This window comes from Providencia sp. PROV048 (assembly GCF_033688165.1).
Classification (GTDB): domain Bacteria; phylum Pseudomonadota; class Gammaproteobacteria; order Enterobacterales; family Enterobacteriaceae; genus Providencia; species Providencia hangzhouensis.
The window spans coordinates 2,993,608-3,008,962 of record NZ_CP096360.1 but is presented as its reverse complement, the minus strand read 5'-3'; the positions used below and the strand labels follow the sequence as shown (position 1 = coordinate 3,008,962).

The window sequence follows — 15,355 nt, the reverse complement described above, 5'->3', positions numbered from 1 at the left end:
TGGCAGCCTGTTATTTATTGATGACGCTCTTTTAAACGTTTGATTATCGTGCTTAAATCTAGCTCTTGGTCTTGTAGTAAGACTAATAAGTGGTACATCAAATCCGCGGCTTCGTTAGTCAATTCAGCGCGGTCATTAACGGTTGCCGCCAGAGCGGTTTCAACACCTTCTTCACCCACTTTTTGAGCAATACGTTTAGTACCGCTAGCATATAAACGCGCGGTATAGGAGCTTTCAGGAGAAGCGGTTTTTCGCTCTTTGAGTAATGTTTCTAACTCAAATAAAAAGCCCCAGTCACTTTGTGCGGGCGCGAAGCAGCTTTGTGTACCGTTATGGCAAGTTGGGCCATCCGGCAGTGCGAGAGCCAGTAGCGTATCACTGTCACAATCAGGGTAGATATCCACCAAATTTAGAAAATGATTGGAGGTTTCGCCTTTCGTCCACAAACGTTGTTTTGTGCGAGAAAAAAAAGTGATTTTACGGCTGTCTAAGGTGACTTGCAATGCTTCTGGGTTCATATACCCAAGCATTAGCACGTCACCTGAAACGGCGTGTTGTACGATAACAGGCATCAGGTTATCGACTTTTTGCCATGCAAGTTGGCTGCATTGTTCTGTGGTTAACATACTCTAATTTGAACTCCGTTTTCGGCTAGGTATTGTTTTAAATCACCGATATTAATAATTTGTTTATGAAATACAGAAGCCGCTAAAGCACCATCAACACCTGCGTCAGTGAAGGCATCAAGAAAATGTACTTTTTCACCTGCGCCGCCAGAGGCAATCAAGGGCACTTGGCAGACTTCACGGACTTTTTTGAGTTGTTGTAGATCATACCCTTGGCGTACACCATCTTGGTTCATCATATTTAACACAATTTCACCCGCGCCACGTTGTTGTACTTCTTTTACCCAATCAAGGGTTTTCCACGTGGTTTGTGTGGTACGTTTTTCATCGCCAGTAAATTGGTAAACGAGATATTCACCTGAGCTATCATCGAACCAAGTGTCAATACCGACAACGATACATTGTACGCCAAAGCGTTCAGCTAAACGGCTGATTAAAGTAGGGTCGGATAATGCCGGGGAGTTGATGGAAATTTTATCTGCACCAAAAGACAGAATTTGCGCGGCATCGTCAACGCTTTTAATCCCACCTGCAACACAAAAAGGAATATCAATCACTTCGGCGACTTTGGCAACCCAGCTTTTGTCTACCACTCGGCCATCAGAAGAGGCGGTAATATCATAAAACACCAGCTCGTCTGCGCCTTCTTGGGCGTAGCGTTGTGCTAATGGAACAATATCACCGATGATTTCGTGATTACGAAATTGGACACCTTTAACCACTTGCCCATCACGGACGTCTAAGCAAGGAATTATGCGTTTTGCCAACATTTGATTGCCTCCGTAACGGTGAATTTACCTTCTAATAGTGCACGACCAACAATCACGCCAGCTGCACCAGATGGTGGAATAGCCGCAATATCATCTAAATCGCCAATTCCCCCTGATGCCTGAAAGGCAATATCAGGGAATTTTTGGCTAATTTCTTGGTATAAATTCACATTAGAACCCGCCAATGTTCCATCTTTGGAAATATCAGTACAAAGGACGTGTTTTAAGCCATAAGGGCGATATATTTCAATGGCTTGCTCTAAAGTTAAATTTGAATTCTCCTGCCAGCCGCTGATGGCAATTTCTTTTACGCCTTTGTCATTAATGCGTACATCTAACGCAAGCACAATGGCTTCCCCACCATAGGTTTCAAACCATGTTTTGACTAGCTCCGGTTTGGTCACTGCCGTTGAGCCGATGACGACACGGGTTGCTCCGGCTTTCAGTAAGGCTTTAACATCTTCTTCGGTACGAATACCACCACCAACTTGTACGGGAATACTCACGCCAGCTAATAATTTTTTGAGCAGTGGAATTTGGCGTTTTTGCGGGTCTTTCGCACCCGTTAAATCCACGAGGTGCAATAGTTTTGCCCCTTCTTTTTCATATTGCTGCAAACGTGGGAGTGGGTCATTGCCATAATCAGTTTGTTTGGCGTAATCCCCTTGATGCAATCGCACCACAGTGCCATCGATTAAATCTAATGCGGGAATGATCATGGTAATTATATCTCCAAAAAGTTTTGAATCAAACGTGAACCTGCTGCGCCAGAACGTTCTGGATGAAATTGGACACCATAGAAGTTATCGCAATTCACGGCACTGCTAAACGGATTGCCATATTGAGTTTGCGCGATGGTATTGCTGGAAATAGGCATCGAATAACTGTGTACAAAATAGAAATAGGCATTATCAGGGATATCCCTAAACAAAGGGTTTCCTGCTAAGGCTTTGACTTGGTTCCAACCGCTATGTGGAACTGGAAGCCCATTGGCACCCATTTTTTGTACAGGGCTATCAATTAACCCCAGTAGAGGCACTGTAGATTGGCCTTCTTCACTAAAAGAGCCGAGTAGCTGCATGCCTAAACAGATACCTAACACCGGTTGGGTAAGTGCTTTGATTAACGGAACTAATTCACGTTCAGTAAGCTTTTCCATGGCTGCGCTAGCAGTACCAACCCCCGGCAAAAAGACTTTGTCAGCTTGTAAAATAGTATTGGTATCACGGCTCACCACAGGGTTATAGCCTAGGCGTTTCACCGCATAAGCCACGGAGGCTAAATTTGCACAGCCGGTATCAAGGATGACAACGTTCATTACAGAACCCCTTTCGAGCTAGGTAACGTATCCCCTTCAACACGAATTGCTTGGCGCAATGTGCGGCCGAAAACTTTAAACAAACTTTCGGCTTTGTGGTGATCGTTTTTCCCTTTGGTTTTCAGGTGTAATGTGCAACCCATGGCATAGGAAAGTGAGCTAAAGAAGTGCTCAATCATTTCTGTGCTTAAGTCACCGACGCGTTGGTATTTAAACTCGGCCTTGTATTCAAGGTGCGGGCGACCTGAAATATCCAGTGCACAGCGCGCTTGGCATTCATCCATTGGCAGAACGAAACCAAAACGTGCGATACCGCGTTTATCACCCAGTGCCACTTTCAATGCTTCACCTAGTGCAAGACCAGTGTCTTCAACCGTGTGGTGGTCATCGATAAATAAATCGCCATTCACTTCAATGTTTAACCGGAAACCGCCGTGAGTCGCGATTTGGTCTAACATGTGGTCAAAGAAGCCTACGCCAGTGCTAATTTTGCTGCCGCCTTCTTGGTCCAGCCACACTTCAACTTGGATATTGGTTTCTTTTGTTACACGCTTCACCAGTGCATGGCGGTTGCGTTTGGTTAATTGCTGGGTGATAGCTTCCCAGTCAAGTTCAGCTGGGTTATAACGTAACCCTTTGATACCCATATTTTTAGCTAATTGAATATCTGTTTCACGGTCACCAATCACATAGCTGTTTTCGTTGTCTAATACGTTGCTGTCTAAATAGCGCTCAACTAACTGCAATTTAGGTTTACGGCAAGAGCAGTTATCTTCGGGCTTATGTGGGCAAATTAACACTTCATCAAATTTAACGCCTTGGGACTCAAATACCTGCATCATTAAATTATGAGGGGGTTCGAAATCTGCTGTTGGAAAGCTATCGGTGCCTAAGCCGTCTTGATTGGTTATCATCACTAAACGGTAATTGGCTTTTTGCAGAGCAAGTAAGCTAGGAATAACTGCTTTTTCAAAGGCGAGTTTACTTAAACTATCAACTTGAAAGTCAGTTGGCGGCTCGGTAATTAATGTTCCATCACGGTCGATAAATAAAATTTTCTGGCTCATGAATCATTCCTAATTAGCAAAGTGCTGCAATAGCTTCAATAACACGGGTATTTTCTATTTCTGTCCCAATAGTAATACGCAGGCAATTAATGAGACCGGGTTGTTTACTTTGGTCACGTAAAATAATGCCTTGGTCCCACAGGGCTTTAAAGACTTTATTTCCATCAGTGAAACGCACCAAAATATAGTTGGTTTCACTTGGGTAAACGTGTTCAACCACTGATAAGTCGCGTAGCGCTTCACGAAGTGCAATACGGTTTTCTGTTACCGTTTCTACACGGCTTTTCATCGTCTCGATACCTTGGGGCTCAAGGGCTTGAGCTGCAATCATCGCAACAGGGGTTGATAAAGGATAAGGGGCGATAACCTTTAATAGCACTTCAATCACTTCAGGGGATGCTAAAGTAAAACCACAACGTAAACCTGCTAATGCAAAGGCTTTGGATAAGGTTCTTAAAATTACCAAGTTTGGGTATTGTGCTAACCAGCTTGCCACACTGTATTGTGGGCAGAACTCAATATAGGCTTCATCGACAACGACTAATGCACGGCCCGCAGCCATATCTAGCACTTCGCGTAAATCTTTATTGTCGATGATATTGCCTGTTGGGTTATTCGGGCTGCAAATATAAATCAGTTTGGTATTGGATAGATTTTCACGGATCGCGTTAACGTTTAATGCCCAGTCTGGCAACGCCATGATTTTCTTTTGTTCAACACCAAAGGTTTCTGCACTGACGCTATACATGCCATAGGTTGGCGGGCAAAACATCACCGCATCTTTCCCCGGCTCACAAAATGCGCGGATTAACAACTCGATGGACTCATCGGCCCCACGGCAAACGAGCACTTGTTCTGGTTTGACTTTGGCATAAGCTGCATAGTTATTGATCACCGCAACTGGTTGGCATTCAGGATAACGGTTAAGGTTGCGTTCACTGAATTGGTAATCAGGTGCAATTGGGTATTCATTGGCATTGAGCCAAACGTCGCCATTTCCCCCTAAACGTCGTGCAGACATATAAGGCGTCATGGTTTTAACATTTTCACGTGCAAGACTGGCGGCATTAAATGGTTGGCTCATGACTTACTCCTGATTTTGTTTTTTTAGTTCGTTAACGCGTAAGGTAACGGCATTTTTGTGAGCGGTGAGTTGCTCTGCTTGGGCTAAGGTTTCGATGGTGTCGGCTAAGCCTAATAAACCTTGCTTCGACAGTTTTTGAACTGTCATTCGCTTCATAAAATCGGCGAGGCCAAGGCTTGAATAGGTTGCGGTATACCCGTAAGTGGGTAATACGTGATTTGTGCCTGATGCATAGTCGCCAGCCGACTCCGGTGACCAGTCGCCAACAAACACCGAGCCCGCGCTAGTAATTGCATCTACTAAATCATCTGCATTGCGAGTTTGCAGTATTAAGTGCTCAGGGCCATAACGGTTACTAATTTCAACGCATTGAGCGATGGAATCAGCGATGATGACACGGCTGGCGCTCAATGCTTCTCGAGCAATTTCTGCACGTGAAAGTTGCGCTAATTGTTTTTCTGTTTCTTCGATCACGCGTTGGGCAAAGTTTTCATCATCAGTTAATAAAATAACTTGTGAATCAGGGCCATGCTCTGCTTGAGATAGCAAATCAGATGCAGTAAATGCTGGGTTTGCACCGTTATCAGCAATGACCAACACTTCGGAAGGTCCCGCAGGCATGTCAATAGCGGCTCCATCATGGTTTTGACTCACTTGGCGTTTTGCTTCAGTGACATAGGCATTACCAGGGCCAAAAATTTTATCAACCGCAGGAATACTTTGGGTACCAAATGCCATTGCAGCAATCGCTTGCGCACCGCCTACTTGGAAAATATCACTGATGCCACACAGTTTCGCTGCATACAAAATCTCATCGGCAATAGGTGGGGGCGAACACAAAATAATTTTGCGACAGCCTGCGATATTCGCAGGGGTTCCCAACATCATGACCGTTGATAACAGGGGAGCAGACCCCCCCGGAATATATAAACCGACCGCATCTATTGGGCGTGTGACTTGTTGGCACACGACGCCTGCCTGTGTTTCTACTGTAATCGGAGTGGGTTTTTGGGCTTCGTGAAAACGACGAATGTTACCAATGGCGGTTTTCATTGCTGTTTTGATTTCATCACCAAGACGAGCCTCTGCCGCGTTAACAGCATTTGCAGGTACACGCACTGTTTCGATTTCAGTTTTATCGAAACGACGGCTCAGTGCTTGGAGGGCAGCATCGCCCTCGTTACGGACTTGGTCAATAATTTGGCTAACCGCAGTACTAATGCTACCAGAAGCCGCTATTGCGGGGCGCATTAATAAAGCGCTTTGTTGCTCTTGGTTACAAGCCGACCAGCGAACAGGTTGGTTAAATCCCATTTTCATGACGGCTTACTCCATCATTTTTTCAATTGGCAGGACAAGAATAGAGCTTGCCCCTAAAGCTTTGAGTTTTTCCATAGTTTCCCAGAACAGCGTTTCTGAGCTTACCATGTGCATCGCTACACGGCTTTGTTCGCCAGCTAACGGTAGAATTGTTGGGCGTTCAGCGCCCGGCAGCAAGGCTATGATCTCTTCCAGTGTTTCACTTGGCGCGTGCAACATGATGTATTTGGATTCACGTGCTTGGATAACACCTTGGATACGGGTCATCATGCGGTCAATAAGCTGTTGTTTTTCCGGCGACATCTCGCCATCACGTTGAATTAAACAGGCTTTAGAGCGATAAATAACTTCCACTTCTTTTAGGCCGTTTGCTTCAAGTGTTGCACCTGTAGAGACGAGGTCACAGATAGCGTCGGAAAGGCCAGCACGCGGGGCAACTTCAACTGAACCATTTAACAGGCATGATTTAAATTGAATGCCTTTTTGGTCGAAATAGCGTTTTAACAAGTGAGGGTAGGAAGTTGCAACACGTGAGCCATTTAAGCACTCAGCACCGGTATAGTTGAAATCTAATGGGGCAGCGAGAGATAAGCGGCACCCACCGAAATCAAGACGACGCAGGGTTTTATACTGCGGGTTTTCCCCTTGAGCACGGCGGTTTAATAACTCTTCTTCAAGAACGTTTTCACCGATGATCCCTAAGTCAACGACACCGTCCATGACCAGCCCCGGAATATCGTCATCGCGAACGCGGAGTAAATCAATAGGCATATTTTCTGCATAAGCAATCAAACGTTGTTGTTGTAAATTGATTTTGATGCCACAGCGAGAAAGCAATTCTCTTGATTCTTCACTCAAACGGCCTGATTTTTGTATTGCAATACGTAAACGTGATTTATCCAACATGACTTTACCCTTATCCCTTTTAAATTTTTTTGTTTAGTAACTCTTTGTTCAAGAATAAAAAAACCCTCGGAAGATTATCTTCCGAGGGTTCTCTCAATTCGCATTTCAGCCACCGGAAGATTCGTTGAACGTCTTCCAGCACACATCGCCCGAAAGACTAGTCAGGATGATGGTGATGATGATGGTTGCGTGAAATACGATTCATAATGTCTTCCGTTCTGTTATTTAAGTGAATGACTAAACATTCATTGTGCTAACTAAATACTCATTGGTATTCAACCTATCCGATTTCCCCCTATGAATGCAACCTTTTTTTAAAAAATAACCAATAATAATTAGTTGTTCACTTTTTATAGTGATAAATCTCTCAGAAATTGTATTCGGAAGTTTTATGGTTTTCAGCTACTCTGTGATTAATTTCAGCTGGTTGGTCGATTAAGGAGCCATTGTATGAAAAAAGTCACTGTCATCGGATTAGGGTGGGTTGGGTTACCACTCGCCCAAGCCTTATTGTCTCAAGGCATTCATGTGGTTGGAACTAAAACGACACCAGATGGTATTGAAGCCGCTCAAGCGGTTGGAATTGAGTGTTATGCATTGAAATTAACCCCAGAACTTGAATGTGATGACGACGATTTAGCGCAGTTGATGGAACAAAGTGATGCTATCGTTATCTTGCTTCCACCCTCTAAAATTAATACCGAATACTATGTGATGGCGATTGAAACACTGGTGAATAGCGCAATAGCATTTCAGGTGCCTAAAGTTATTTTCACGTCATCTACTGCGGTTTATGGGGAACAAAATGGTGAAATGACCGAAGACAGCCTATTGGATGGGGTGACGGATTCGGCTAAAGCCTTGGTGGCGACAGAACAGTGGTTGCATCAGTTACCGAACATATCGGTGGATATTCTGCGATTAGCGGGATTAGTCGGTGAAAAACGCCATGCAGGGCGTTTTTTAGCGGGGAAAACCGGGGTAAAGGGGGCAAACCAGCCTGTGAATATGGTTCATCAAGATGATGTGATTGCTGCCATTTTATTATTGCTCCAGCAACCGCAAGGGGGGCATATTTATAACCTCTGTGCGCCAGTCCACCCAACACGAGCCGAATTTTATACTCATGCAGCACAATCTATCGGGTTAGTTCCGCCTCAGTTTATTGAGGAAGAGAGTGCATTAGTGGGGAAAACCATTAACGGTAATAGAATTTGCCAAGAACTCGGGTTTGAATACCAGTACCCAAACCCAAGTTTGATGAATATGACCCTGTGATTATTTAATCGGGATCATGACAATTTTTTGGAACGCAGGGCGTGTGGTCAGTTGCTGGTACCAGCGTTCCAAATTGTTAAATTCGGGGCGTTCAGTGACAATTTCATGCCAAGGGTAAAATAGTGGTGCGATAGCAATGTCAGCGATACCAAATTTATCACCACTAAAATAGGCTTGGTTAGCTAATGCATTATCAGCAATGGTTAGTAACCGATTGATATTGCGATAAATAATTTTAGCTTGTTCTGGGTCTCTATCCGCTTCTGGGACACGAACAATTTTGTTCATCATCTGTTTAATTTGGTCGAATAAATTAGCACCACTCCAATCCATCCATTTATCTGCGGCAGCTCGTTCTTGTAGGTCTTGTGCGAGCAATAAGTGAGAATGATCAAACTTTTCCGTAAGGTAACGTAAAATCGCATTCGATTCCCACAGCGCAAAGTCATCATCCTGTAGAGTTGGAATTGTGCTGTTTGGATTCATTTTTATATATTCAGGTGTATCTAGCCCACCAAATGGGCCACCCACATCTTTTTGATTGTAAGCGATATTTAATTCTTCTAAGCACCAAAGTACTTTTTTGACATTGGAAGAGTTGACGCGTCCCCAAACAGTTAACATGGCAGTCTCCTAAATTTTGATTTTTTGGCATCGACCATGGTTAAGATAGATTAAATTTACTCAGAGGCAAATGTTTATTTGTTATCAGTGGCCTCAGTGAAATTAAAGTCTTATATTAGGTCTAGTTATCAAATTTTGTCACAGCGATGGGTTCTCGTTTAGTGATGTTGAGTCAATGACAGTAATTTAAATGTGTAGAATTAAGTGAAGGAATAACCGATGAGTAAGAAAATGTTGTCTTTAAAAACCCGCCGAGCTGGTATTGGGTTGAGTCTTTTGGTTGCCGTAAGTACCAGTGCTTATGCGGCGCAGACACCGGTTGCTCCTCAAGTCGATGCAAAAGCGTTTGTTTTGATGGATTATAATAGCGGTAAAATTTTAGCGTCTGGGAATCCAGATGAACGTTTAGATCCCGCAAGTTTAACAAAAATTATGACCAGCTATGTGATTGGGCAAGCGGTGAATGCGGGGAAAATTACCCCTCAGGATATGGTTACGGTAGGTGAAGATGCATGGGCAACGGGAAACCCTGTTCTTAAAGGCTCTTCTTTGATGTTTTTAAAGCCAAAAGATCGTGTTTCCGTATTGGATTTAAATAAAGGGATTGTGATCCAGTCAGGGAATGATGCCAGTATTGCTCTTGCCGATTATGTTGCAGGTAGCCAAGACTCATTTGTGAGTTTAATGAATCAATACGTGCAAAAGATTGGTTTAAAGAATACCCATTTTAAAACCGTTCATGGCCTCGATTCAGAGGGGCAATATAGTACTGCACGGGATATGGCATTGTTAACCCAAGCAATGATCCGTGATGTTCCCGATGAATACGCACTGCACAAGGAAAAAGAGTTTACCTTTAATAAAATTCGTCAACCAAACCGTAACCGTCTGTTATGGAACCAAAATTTAAAAGTGGATGGCGTAAAAACTGGGCACACGAGTGGAGCAGGCCATAACCTAGTCGCCTCTGCAACAGAAGGCGATATGCGTTTGATTTCAGTTGTGTTGGGAGCGCCAAGTGACCGTGTGCGTTTTTCTGAAAGCGAAAAATTACTCACTTGGGGTTTCCGTTTCTTTGAAACTGTCACGCCAATTAAGGCAGATGCCACACTGAAAAAGCAGCGTGTCTGGTTTGGTGATACTTCAGAAGTTGATTTAGGTGTTGCCGATGATGTTTCAATTACGATTCCTAAAGGGCAATTGCAAAACTTGAAAGTGGATATTCAACTAACTAACGATTCACTTGAAGCGCCTCTTGCTAAAAACCAAGCGGTAGGAACGATTAACTTTATTCTGAATGATGAAGTCGTCGAACAGCATCCTCTAGTTGCAAAAAGTGCCGTTGAGGAAGCGGGGTTCTTCGGTCGTATTTGGGATTACATCATGAAAACGATTAGCGGCTGGTGGAGTGCCATTTTCGGTTAATAATGATTAAATGAAAATGATGTGAACAAAAAAATGCCTGCATTAGCAGGCATTTTTATAGAGACGATAGATAAACAAATGCTATTCGCAGTGAGCCAATTTAATCGCTAATCCCCCTTGGGATGTTTCACGATACTTAGCGTTAATATCTTTACCAGTTTCATACATGGTTTCAATGACTTTATCGAGGCAAACACGTGGGTCACTGACACGGCGTAATGCCATGCGTGCGGCATTTACGGCTTTAACGGAAGCAATGGCGTTACGTTCAATGCAAGGTACTTGAACTTGCCCTCCAACAGGGTCGCAGGTGAGACCTAAGTTATGCTCCATGGCAATTTCTGCTGCGATACACACTTGCTCAGGGCTACCGCCCATTAATTCGGCGAGCCCCGCAGCGGCCATCGAACAAGCAACACCCACTTCTCCTTGGCAGCCCACTTCGGCGCCGGAAATTGACGCATTCATTTTATATAATGCACCAATGACACCGGAAACTAGAAAATAACGGGTATAGGAATTTTCATTCACAGGGCGAATAAACTTATCATAATAAGCTAATACCGCAGGAATAATGCCACATGCACCATTCGTTGGTGCCGTTACAACACGACCACCCGCTGCATTTTCTTCGTTAACGGCAAGCGCATACATATTGATCCAATCTATGACGGCCATTGGGTCCATATTGGTGTTATCGGTTGTTACGAGTTGACGACGTAACGCTGCTGCTCGACGTGGCACACGTAATGGGCCTGGTAGTAAACCTTCGGTTGTCACTCCCCGTTCAATGCCGGATTTCATGACATCCCATACGGACGAGAGATATTGCTGAATTTCTTCTTTACTGCGTAACGCTAATTCATTCTGCATCACGAGTGCGGAAAGTGATAACCCTGTGTCTTTACAATGTTTTTGCAGGTCGGCCGCATATTTAAATGGGTAAGGGACTTGAACTGCATTTTCGTCTGACTGGCCAAAATGTTCTTCATCGACAATAAAACCACCGCCGATAGAATAGTAATTTTTGCTGTAAATAACATCATCACCACTGAATGCCGTAATACTCATTCCATTTTCATGGAGGGGGAGATTGGTTGTATGAAAATTCATCCCCCCTTCAGTAGGGAAATCAACTTCATGTTGCCCTTGTGCAAGGGAGAGCCTTTCAGTTTGCTCAACATTACGCATAAAAGCAGGAATAGCGTCAATATCAATGGTATCCGGTAAGTTACCCGCAAGACCCATAATAATCGCCATATCCGTTGCATGGCCTTTACCCGTTAAAGAGAGCGAACCATATACATCAACTGCAATTCGTGTTGTGCGAGAGAGTAATTTTTGCTGGATAAGGTCGTCAACAAACTGTTTGCCCGCTTTCATTGGGCCGACGGTATGGGAACTTGAAGGGCCGATGCCAATTTTGAAGATATCAAATACACTAATCATATTCAGTGCTTCCTTTTGTAGAAAGTCATTGAAATTAGGTAGCTTCCGTTGTTGGTCGCTACCTAGTGGCTTCAATTAGAAGAATAACTTATATGTTGCCGCAGAGATAGCGACCAGACCCATAATTACGATAAATACATTACTGATTTTACCTGAGTATTTACGCATTGCTGGTACCTTGCTAATTGCATACATTGGCATCAAGAACAGTAAGATAGCGATAACTGGGCCACCGAGGCTTTCAATAATATCCAGCACACCTGGGTTCAATGTTGCCACTAACCAAGTTGTGACTAACATGAAGATTGCAGTACCGCGGTTTAACTTGCGAACATCAATTGTTTTACCTTTTGCACGGTAAGCACGTTCAACTAGACCATTGAAACCTTCACGAGCACCTAAATAATGACCAAGGAAGGATTTAATAATTGCAATAAAGGCAATGATTGCAGCTGCATATTTAATGAATGGCTGGTCAAAATAGCCAGACAGGTAGTCAAGAATACTGATATTTTGTGCTTTAGCTTGTGCAAGATCCGCTGAAGATAAGGTAAAGACACAGCTTATCACGAAGAACATAACTGTCAGCACCATCAGAATGTGTGCAGAAGCAAGGATCCGTGAACATTTTTGTTCAGCTGCATCACCGTATTCTTCACGTTTTGCAACGGAGAAAGCGGAGATAATTGGCGAGTGGTTAAATGCGAATACCATCACTGGGATTGTTAGCCAAATAGTGACCCAGATGCTTTGTCCGCCGGTATTTTTTGTTGCTTCAGTGATACCTTCCCAAGTTAATGTATTTAGTACATCACCAGACCAATGTGGGATCATATACAGTGAGAATGCAACCAGCACGGCGATAAATGGAAACACTAACATACTCATGACTTTTACGATGTATTTTTCACCGAATGCCACAATCGCCATTACTCCGCCTACAAGGATCAAGGCAAGTAACCAGCGTGGTGGTGCGCCAACGCCCAATAATTCGGTTAAGAATTTATTGACGTTATTGGTGATGGAAACACCATAAACAAGAAGAATAGGGTAAATAGCAAAGAAGTAGAGTAGGGTGATCCAGTTTCCTGCTGTGCGACCAAAATGTTCTTCTACAACTTCAGTGATATCACCATCAGGTTTTGAACCAGAAAGAACGAAGCGTGTTAACCCACGGTGAGCAAAAAATGTCATTGGGAAGGCTAATACCAGCATCAGTAAAACAGGTAATAAACCACTCATACCTGCATTGATTGGCAAAAACAATACCCCAGCACCGATAGCTGTACCATATAAACCCAGCATCCATACTGTGTCAGTTTTGCGCCAAGCACTACTATTTACTGTTTGCGAGGCCGTTTTGTCGATGGAACCAACTTTTGTTGCATCCATAATAGTCTCCGAAAATATAAGTCAAAAAAATCATTTAGCGTAACTGCAAATGCGTTACGACCTTTTAATCTTTTGGTACGAACAATTACTCAATAACAATTGTTTTCTTTTGCGTAACAATCTGATTGGAAATAAAACTAAAATTGACGGTAAATTGATTTTCAATCAGTTTTGTATTTTTATCATTAAATTTTAACATTGGATTTTGAGTGTGTGAATTTATAGTTTACCAGAATAAAATGCCGTGATCATTATCTCAAAAGAGAAATATCCCCCAAGATTGCGAGATATAATTATATTTTATAAAAATGTTAAATAAATTTGTGTTAAGTTTGTATTTATTAGCAATTAAATAGTGGGTGAATAAGTTAAGCTTTACTTAAATGTGAGCAGAATTAAATTCTGTTAGAAAAATATTATTATATTAATGATTAAAATTGAGCTGATTAAAATATCATCCATATCAATATAAATATTGAGCTGTACTGTAATAATAGTACAAGTAAATTGTTATAGATAAATGATAACCAATTGAAAATAAATAAAATATTTTTATCTTTTAGATTGGTTTATTGCGTAACTAATTAGTTTGAAAATTGGAGGAAAGATAACTATATATTAATTATTTTACGTTTTTTTTGTGCTTATATTTGCCACTTTTTTTGCAACGAAAAAAATAATTAAAATAGGTAACAAGATATTTGTTAAGTAATTGTTTTAATAATTTTATTGATAACTTCAAAAAAGTTTTAATCATGAGAATGGAAATAAACAGAAACTTTGATTTAGCGCAATTTTTATAATGCTAAACATACTGGCATTAATTAATGCCAGTATTTGAATATACGTTGTTATGGTTGAAACCAACCTTTACGAATAAGAGATGCAAAAATAAAACTATATAGCCGAGTGATAGGTAATTGAATTTTATACGCACCAACAGACCAGAGGATCTGGGCCAAACCGCATGCGACAATCGCCAGTATAAAGGCACCTGCCATATCTAAAGGCCAATGAACACCGAGGTAAATACGTGACCAAGCAATAACGACAGCGGGGATCATCATCACGAGGCCAACCCAAGTTCTTAGCCAGAAAAGAAATGCAAAAGCGAATGTAAAGACAATCGTGCCATGGTTACTTGGGAATGAAGGCGTGGCTTCATGCTCGGAGAAATTAGTGCCAATTCCCATGACAAATGGGCGGTCATGCGGCGCGAAATAGCCCACTAGCCATGAAATGGTTAAGCCAATGACGATAGCAATGGCTGCTTTACAAGCAAAAGCACGTTGGCGAGTCATATTTGGCTGGGCGCCCCAAAACCAACAAGCAACAGTAAATAGTGGAAATAATAGAATTAAGCGTTTCGCAATCACGTTCGCTACAGCAATGGTTCCACTAGCGGTTTCTGGAGTCGCATTGATCAAATTGAATAGATCAAGGTTAAGTTGTTCCAGCACAGTTCAGTACCTCGGTCAGATGGTTAGTGAGACAGAATAGATATAAAAGGGGGAGATTAAAGTTTCTTAATGAGCAGGTAAAGTCCCTTTGTCTTATTATTGAAAGCTATATGCGACAAATTTACTTGCGGTTTAACATTTACTCAATAATTATTTAGTGCAGTAATGAGTTTAGATAAGTCAAGGGAGAAAAAGTGATGTGGTGGCAAAAAGAGATACAACTTAGCGCAAAAGCGAGAGGGTTTCATTTAGTGACAGAAGAAATTCTCAAGCAACTTCCTGAACTTAGCTTAATCAAGGTTGGTTTAGCGAATATTTTTATTCAACATACATCAGCATCTTTAACAATCAATGAAAATGCAGATTACACTGTCAGGGAAGATTTCGAGAGCTTTTTCAATCAGGCCGTTCCTGAAAATGAACCTTATTATAAGCATGATTATGAAGGAAGTGATGACATGCCTGCGCACTTAAAAAGCAGTTTATTGGGTGCAAGTTTGACTATTCCAATTACTAAAGGGCGTTTAAACATGGGGACGTGGCAGGGGATTTATTTATGTGAGCACCGAAATTATGGTGGAAAACGTAGGTTAATCATTACATTGCAAGGCGAACTCAGCCGTTAAAAACAAAAAA

Annotated in this window: 15 protein-coding genes and 1 other annotated feature; of the genes, 3 read left to right on the top strand and 12 right to left on the bottom strand. The window is 42.3% G+C overall.

What is annotated here, in order from left to right:
• Positions 1–14: 14 nt before the first annotated feature.
• From hisIE to hisG, 8 genes are read right to left on the bottom strand one after another with little or no spacing between them, the layout of a single operon-like run.
• Positions 15–626 carry a bifunctional phosphoribosyl-AMP cyclohydrolase/phosphoribosyl-ATP diphosphatase HisIE gene (gene hisIE, locus M1F26_RS13265; RefSeq protein WP_140170827.1) on the bottom strand — a complete coding sequence of 204 codons (612 nt, stop codon included), beginning with the start codon at positions 624–626 and terminating at the stop codon, positions 15–17.
• Complete coding sequence (hisF, locus tag M1F26_RS13260) at positions 620–1,396, bottom strand: imidazole glycerol phosphate synthase subunit HisF (RefSeq protein WP_140170826.1); 777 nt, start codon at positions 1,394–1,396, stop codon at positions 620–622. The genes hisIE and hisF overlap by 7 nt, the downstream gene beginning before the upstream one ends.
• Positions 1,378–2,115, bottom strand: a complete 738-nt coding sequence (gene hisA, locus M1F26_RS13255; RefSeq protein WP_140170825.1) for a 1-(5-phosphoribosyl)-5-[(5-phosphoribosylamino)methylideneamino]imidazole-4-carboxamide isomerase — start codon at positions 2,113–2,115, stop codon at positions 1,378–1,380. Before hisA ends, hisF begins: the two co-directional genes overlap by 19 nt.
• Before the next feature lie 5 nt (positions 2,116–2,120).
• Complete coding sequence (gene hisH, locus M1F26_RS13250; protein WP_140170824.1) at positions 2,121–2,714, bottom strand: imidazole glycerol phosphate synthase subunit HisH; 594 nt, start codon at positions 2,712–2,714, stop codon at positions 2,121–2,123.
• The gene (gene hisB / locus M1F26_RS13245; protein ID WP_140170823.1) at positions 2,714–3,781 is read right to left on the bottom strand and encodes a bifunctional histidinol-phosphatase/imidazoleglycerol-phosphate dehydratase HisB; all 1,068 of its coding nucleotides are present in this window, start codon (positions 3,779–3,781) and stop codon (positions 2,714–2,716) included. Before hisB ends, hisH begins: the two co-directional genes overlap by 1 nt.
• A gap of 13 nt (positions 3,782–3,794) precedes the next feature.
• Positions 3,795–4,865: a histidinol-phosphate transaminase gene (gene hisC / locus M1F26_RS13240; protein ID WP_094960650.1), complete on the bottom strand. Its 1,071-nt coding sequence runs from the start codon at positions 4,863–4,865 to the stop codon at positions 3,795–3,797.
• Positions 4,866–4,868: 3 nt separating this feature from the next.
• Positions 4,869–6,185, bottom strand: coding sequence for a histidinol dehydrogenase (gene hisD / locus M1F26_RS13235; protein ID WP_140170822.1), 1,317 nt, complete (start codon positions 6,183–6,185; stop codon positions 4,869–4,871).
• A gap of 6 nt (positions 6,186–6,191) precedes the next feature.
• Positions 6,192–7,091 carry an ATP phosphoribosyltransferase gene (gene hisG, locus M1F26_RS13230; RefSeq protein ID WP_004256451.1) on the bottom strand — a complete coding sequence of 300 codons (900 nt, stop codon included), beginning with the start codon at positions 7,089–7,091 and terminating at the stop codon, positions 6,192–6,194.
• 54 nt (positions 7,092–7,145) lie between these two features.
• Positions 7,146–7,273, bottom strand: a sequence feature (His leader region).
• A gap of 268 nt (positions 7,274–7,541) precedes the next feature.
• Between hisG and M1F26_RS13225 the strand changes: the two genes are divergently transcribed.
• Entirely contained in the window at positions 7,542–8,369 is an 828-nt protein-coding gene (locus M1F26_RS13225) for an SDR family oxidoreductase (protein WP_112307694.1), read from the top strand.
• On the opposite strand, the gene M1F26_RS13220 is transcribed toward M1F26_RS13225, so the two are convergent.
• Positions 8,370–8,993, bottom strand: coding sequence for a glutathione S-transferase family protein (locus M1F26_RS13220; RefSeq protein ID WP_140170821.1), 624 nt, complete (start codon positions 8,991–8,993; stop codon positions 8,370–8,372). It lies immediately after the preceding gene.
• A gap of 219 nt (positions 8,994–9,212) precedes the next feature.
• On the opposite strand from M1F26_RS13220, the gene M1F26_RS13215 reads away from it, so the two are divergent.
• Positions 9,213–10,418: a serine hydrolase gene (locus tag M1F26_RS13215; protein ID WP_004256445.1), complete on the top strand. Its 1,206-nt coding sequence runs from the start codon at positions 9,213–9,215 to the stop codon at positions 10,416–10,418.
• An 81-nt stretch (positions 10,419–10,499) separates the two neighbouring features.
• Here the strand turns inward: M1F26_RS13215 and M1F26_RS13210 are convergent, their stop codons facing one another.
• The 3 genes from M1F26_RS13210 to ybjG form a co-directional block, all read right to left on the bottom strand.
• Positions 10,500–11,867, bottom strand: a complete 1,368-nt coding sequence (locus tag M1F26_RS13210; RefSeq protein WP_036957923.1) for an L-serine ammonia-lyase — start codon at positions 11,865–11,867, stop codon at positions 10,500–10,502.
• Positions 11,868–11,942: 75 nt separating this feature from the next.
• Positions 11,943–13,259, bottom strand: a complete 1,317-nt coding sequence (locus M1F26_RS13205) for a serine/threonine transporter (RefSeq protein ID WP_004256437.1) — start codon at positions 13,257–13,259, stop codon at positions 11,943–11,945.
• 851 nt (positions 13,260–14,110) lie between these two features.
• Complete coding sequence (gene ybjG, locus M1F26_RS13200) at positions 14,111–14,719, bottom strand: undecaprenyl-diphosphate phosphatase (RefSeq protein WP_004256430.1); 609 nt, start codon at positions 14,717–14,719, stop codon at positions 14,111–14,113.
• A 197-nt stretch (positions 14,720–14,916) separates the two neighbouring features.
• Between ybjG and M1F26_RS13195 the strand changes: the two genes are divergently transcribed.
• On the top strand, positions 14,917–15,345 hold the full coding sequence (locus M1F26_RS13195) for a secondary thiamine-phosphate synthase enzyme YjbQ (protein WP_140170915.1): 429 nt from the start codon (positions 14,917–14,919) through the stop codon (positions 15,343–15,345).
• Positions 15,346–15,355 lie beyond the last annotated feature (10 nt).

Coding starts and splice junctions, on each gene's coding strand:
- hisH (WP_140170824.1), bottom strand. CDS start 2,714: ATGAACGTTGTCATCCTTGATACCGGCTGTGCAAATTTAGCCTCCGTG.
- hisC (WP_094960650.1), bottom strand. CDS start 4,865: ATGAGCCAACCATTTAATGCCGCCAGTCTTGCACGTGAAAATGTTAAA.
- hisA (WP_140170825.1), bottom strand. CDS start 2,115: ATGATCATTCCCGCATTAGATTTAATCGATGGCACTGTGGTGCGATTG.
- M1F26_RS13215 (WP_004256445.1), top strand. CDS start 9,213: ATGAGTAAGAAAATGTTGTCTTTAAAAACCCGCCGAGCTGGTATTGGG.
- M1F26_RS13225 (WP_112307694.1), top strand. CDS start 7,542: ATGAAAAAAGTCACTGTCATCGGATTAGGGTGGGTTGGGTTACCACTC.
- hisB (WP_140170823.1), bottom strand. CDS start 3,781: ATGAGCCAGAAAATTTTATTTATCGACCGTGATGGAACATTAATTACC.
- M1F26_RS13205 (WP_004256437.1), bottom strand. CDS start 13,259: ATGGATGCAACAAAAGTTGGTTCCATCGACAAAACGGCCTCGCAAACA.
- hisF (WP_140170826.1), bottom strand. CDS start 1,396: ATGTTGGCAAAACGCATAATTCCTTGCTTAGACGTCCGTGATGGGCAA.
- hisD (WP_140170822.1), bottom strand. CDS start 6,185: ATGAAAATGGGATTTAACCAACCTGTTCGCTGGTCGGCTTGTAACCAA.
- M1F26_RS13195 (WP_140170915.1), top strand. CDS start 14,917: ATGTGGTGGCAAAAAGAGATACAACTTAGCGCAAAAGCGAGAGGGTTT.
- M1F26_RS13220 (WP_140170821.1), bottom strand. CDS start 8,993: ATGTTAACTGTTTGGGGACGCGTCAACTCTTCCAATGTCAAAAAAGTA.
- hisG (WP_004256451.1), bottom strand. CDS start 7,091: ATGTTGGATAAATCACGTTTACGTATTGCAATACAAAAATCAGGCCGT.
- M1F26_RS13210 (WP_036957923.1), bottom strand. CDS start 11,867: ATGATTAGTGTATTTGATATCTTCAAAATTGGCATCGGCCCTTCAAGT.
- hisIE (WP_140170827.1), bottom strand. CDS start 626: ATGTTAACCACAGAACAATGCAGCCAACTTGCATGGCAAAAAGTCGAT.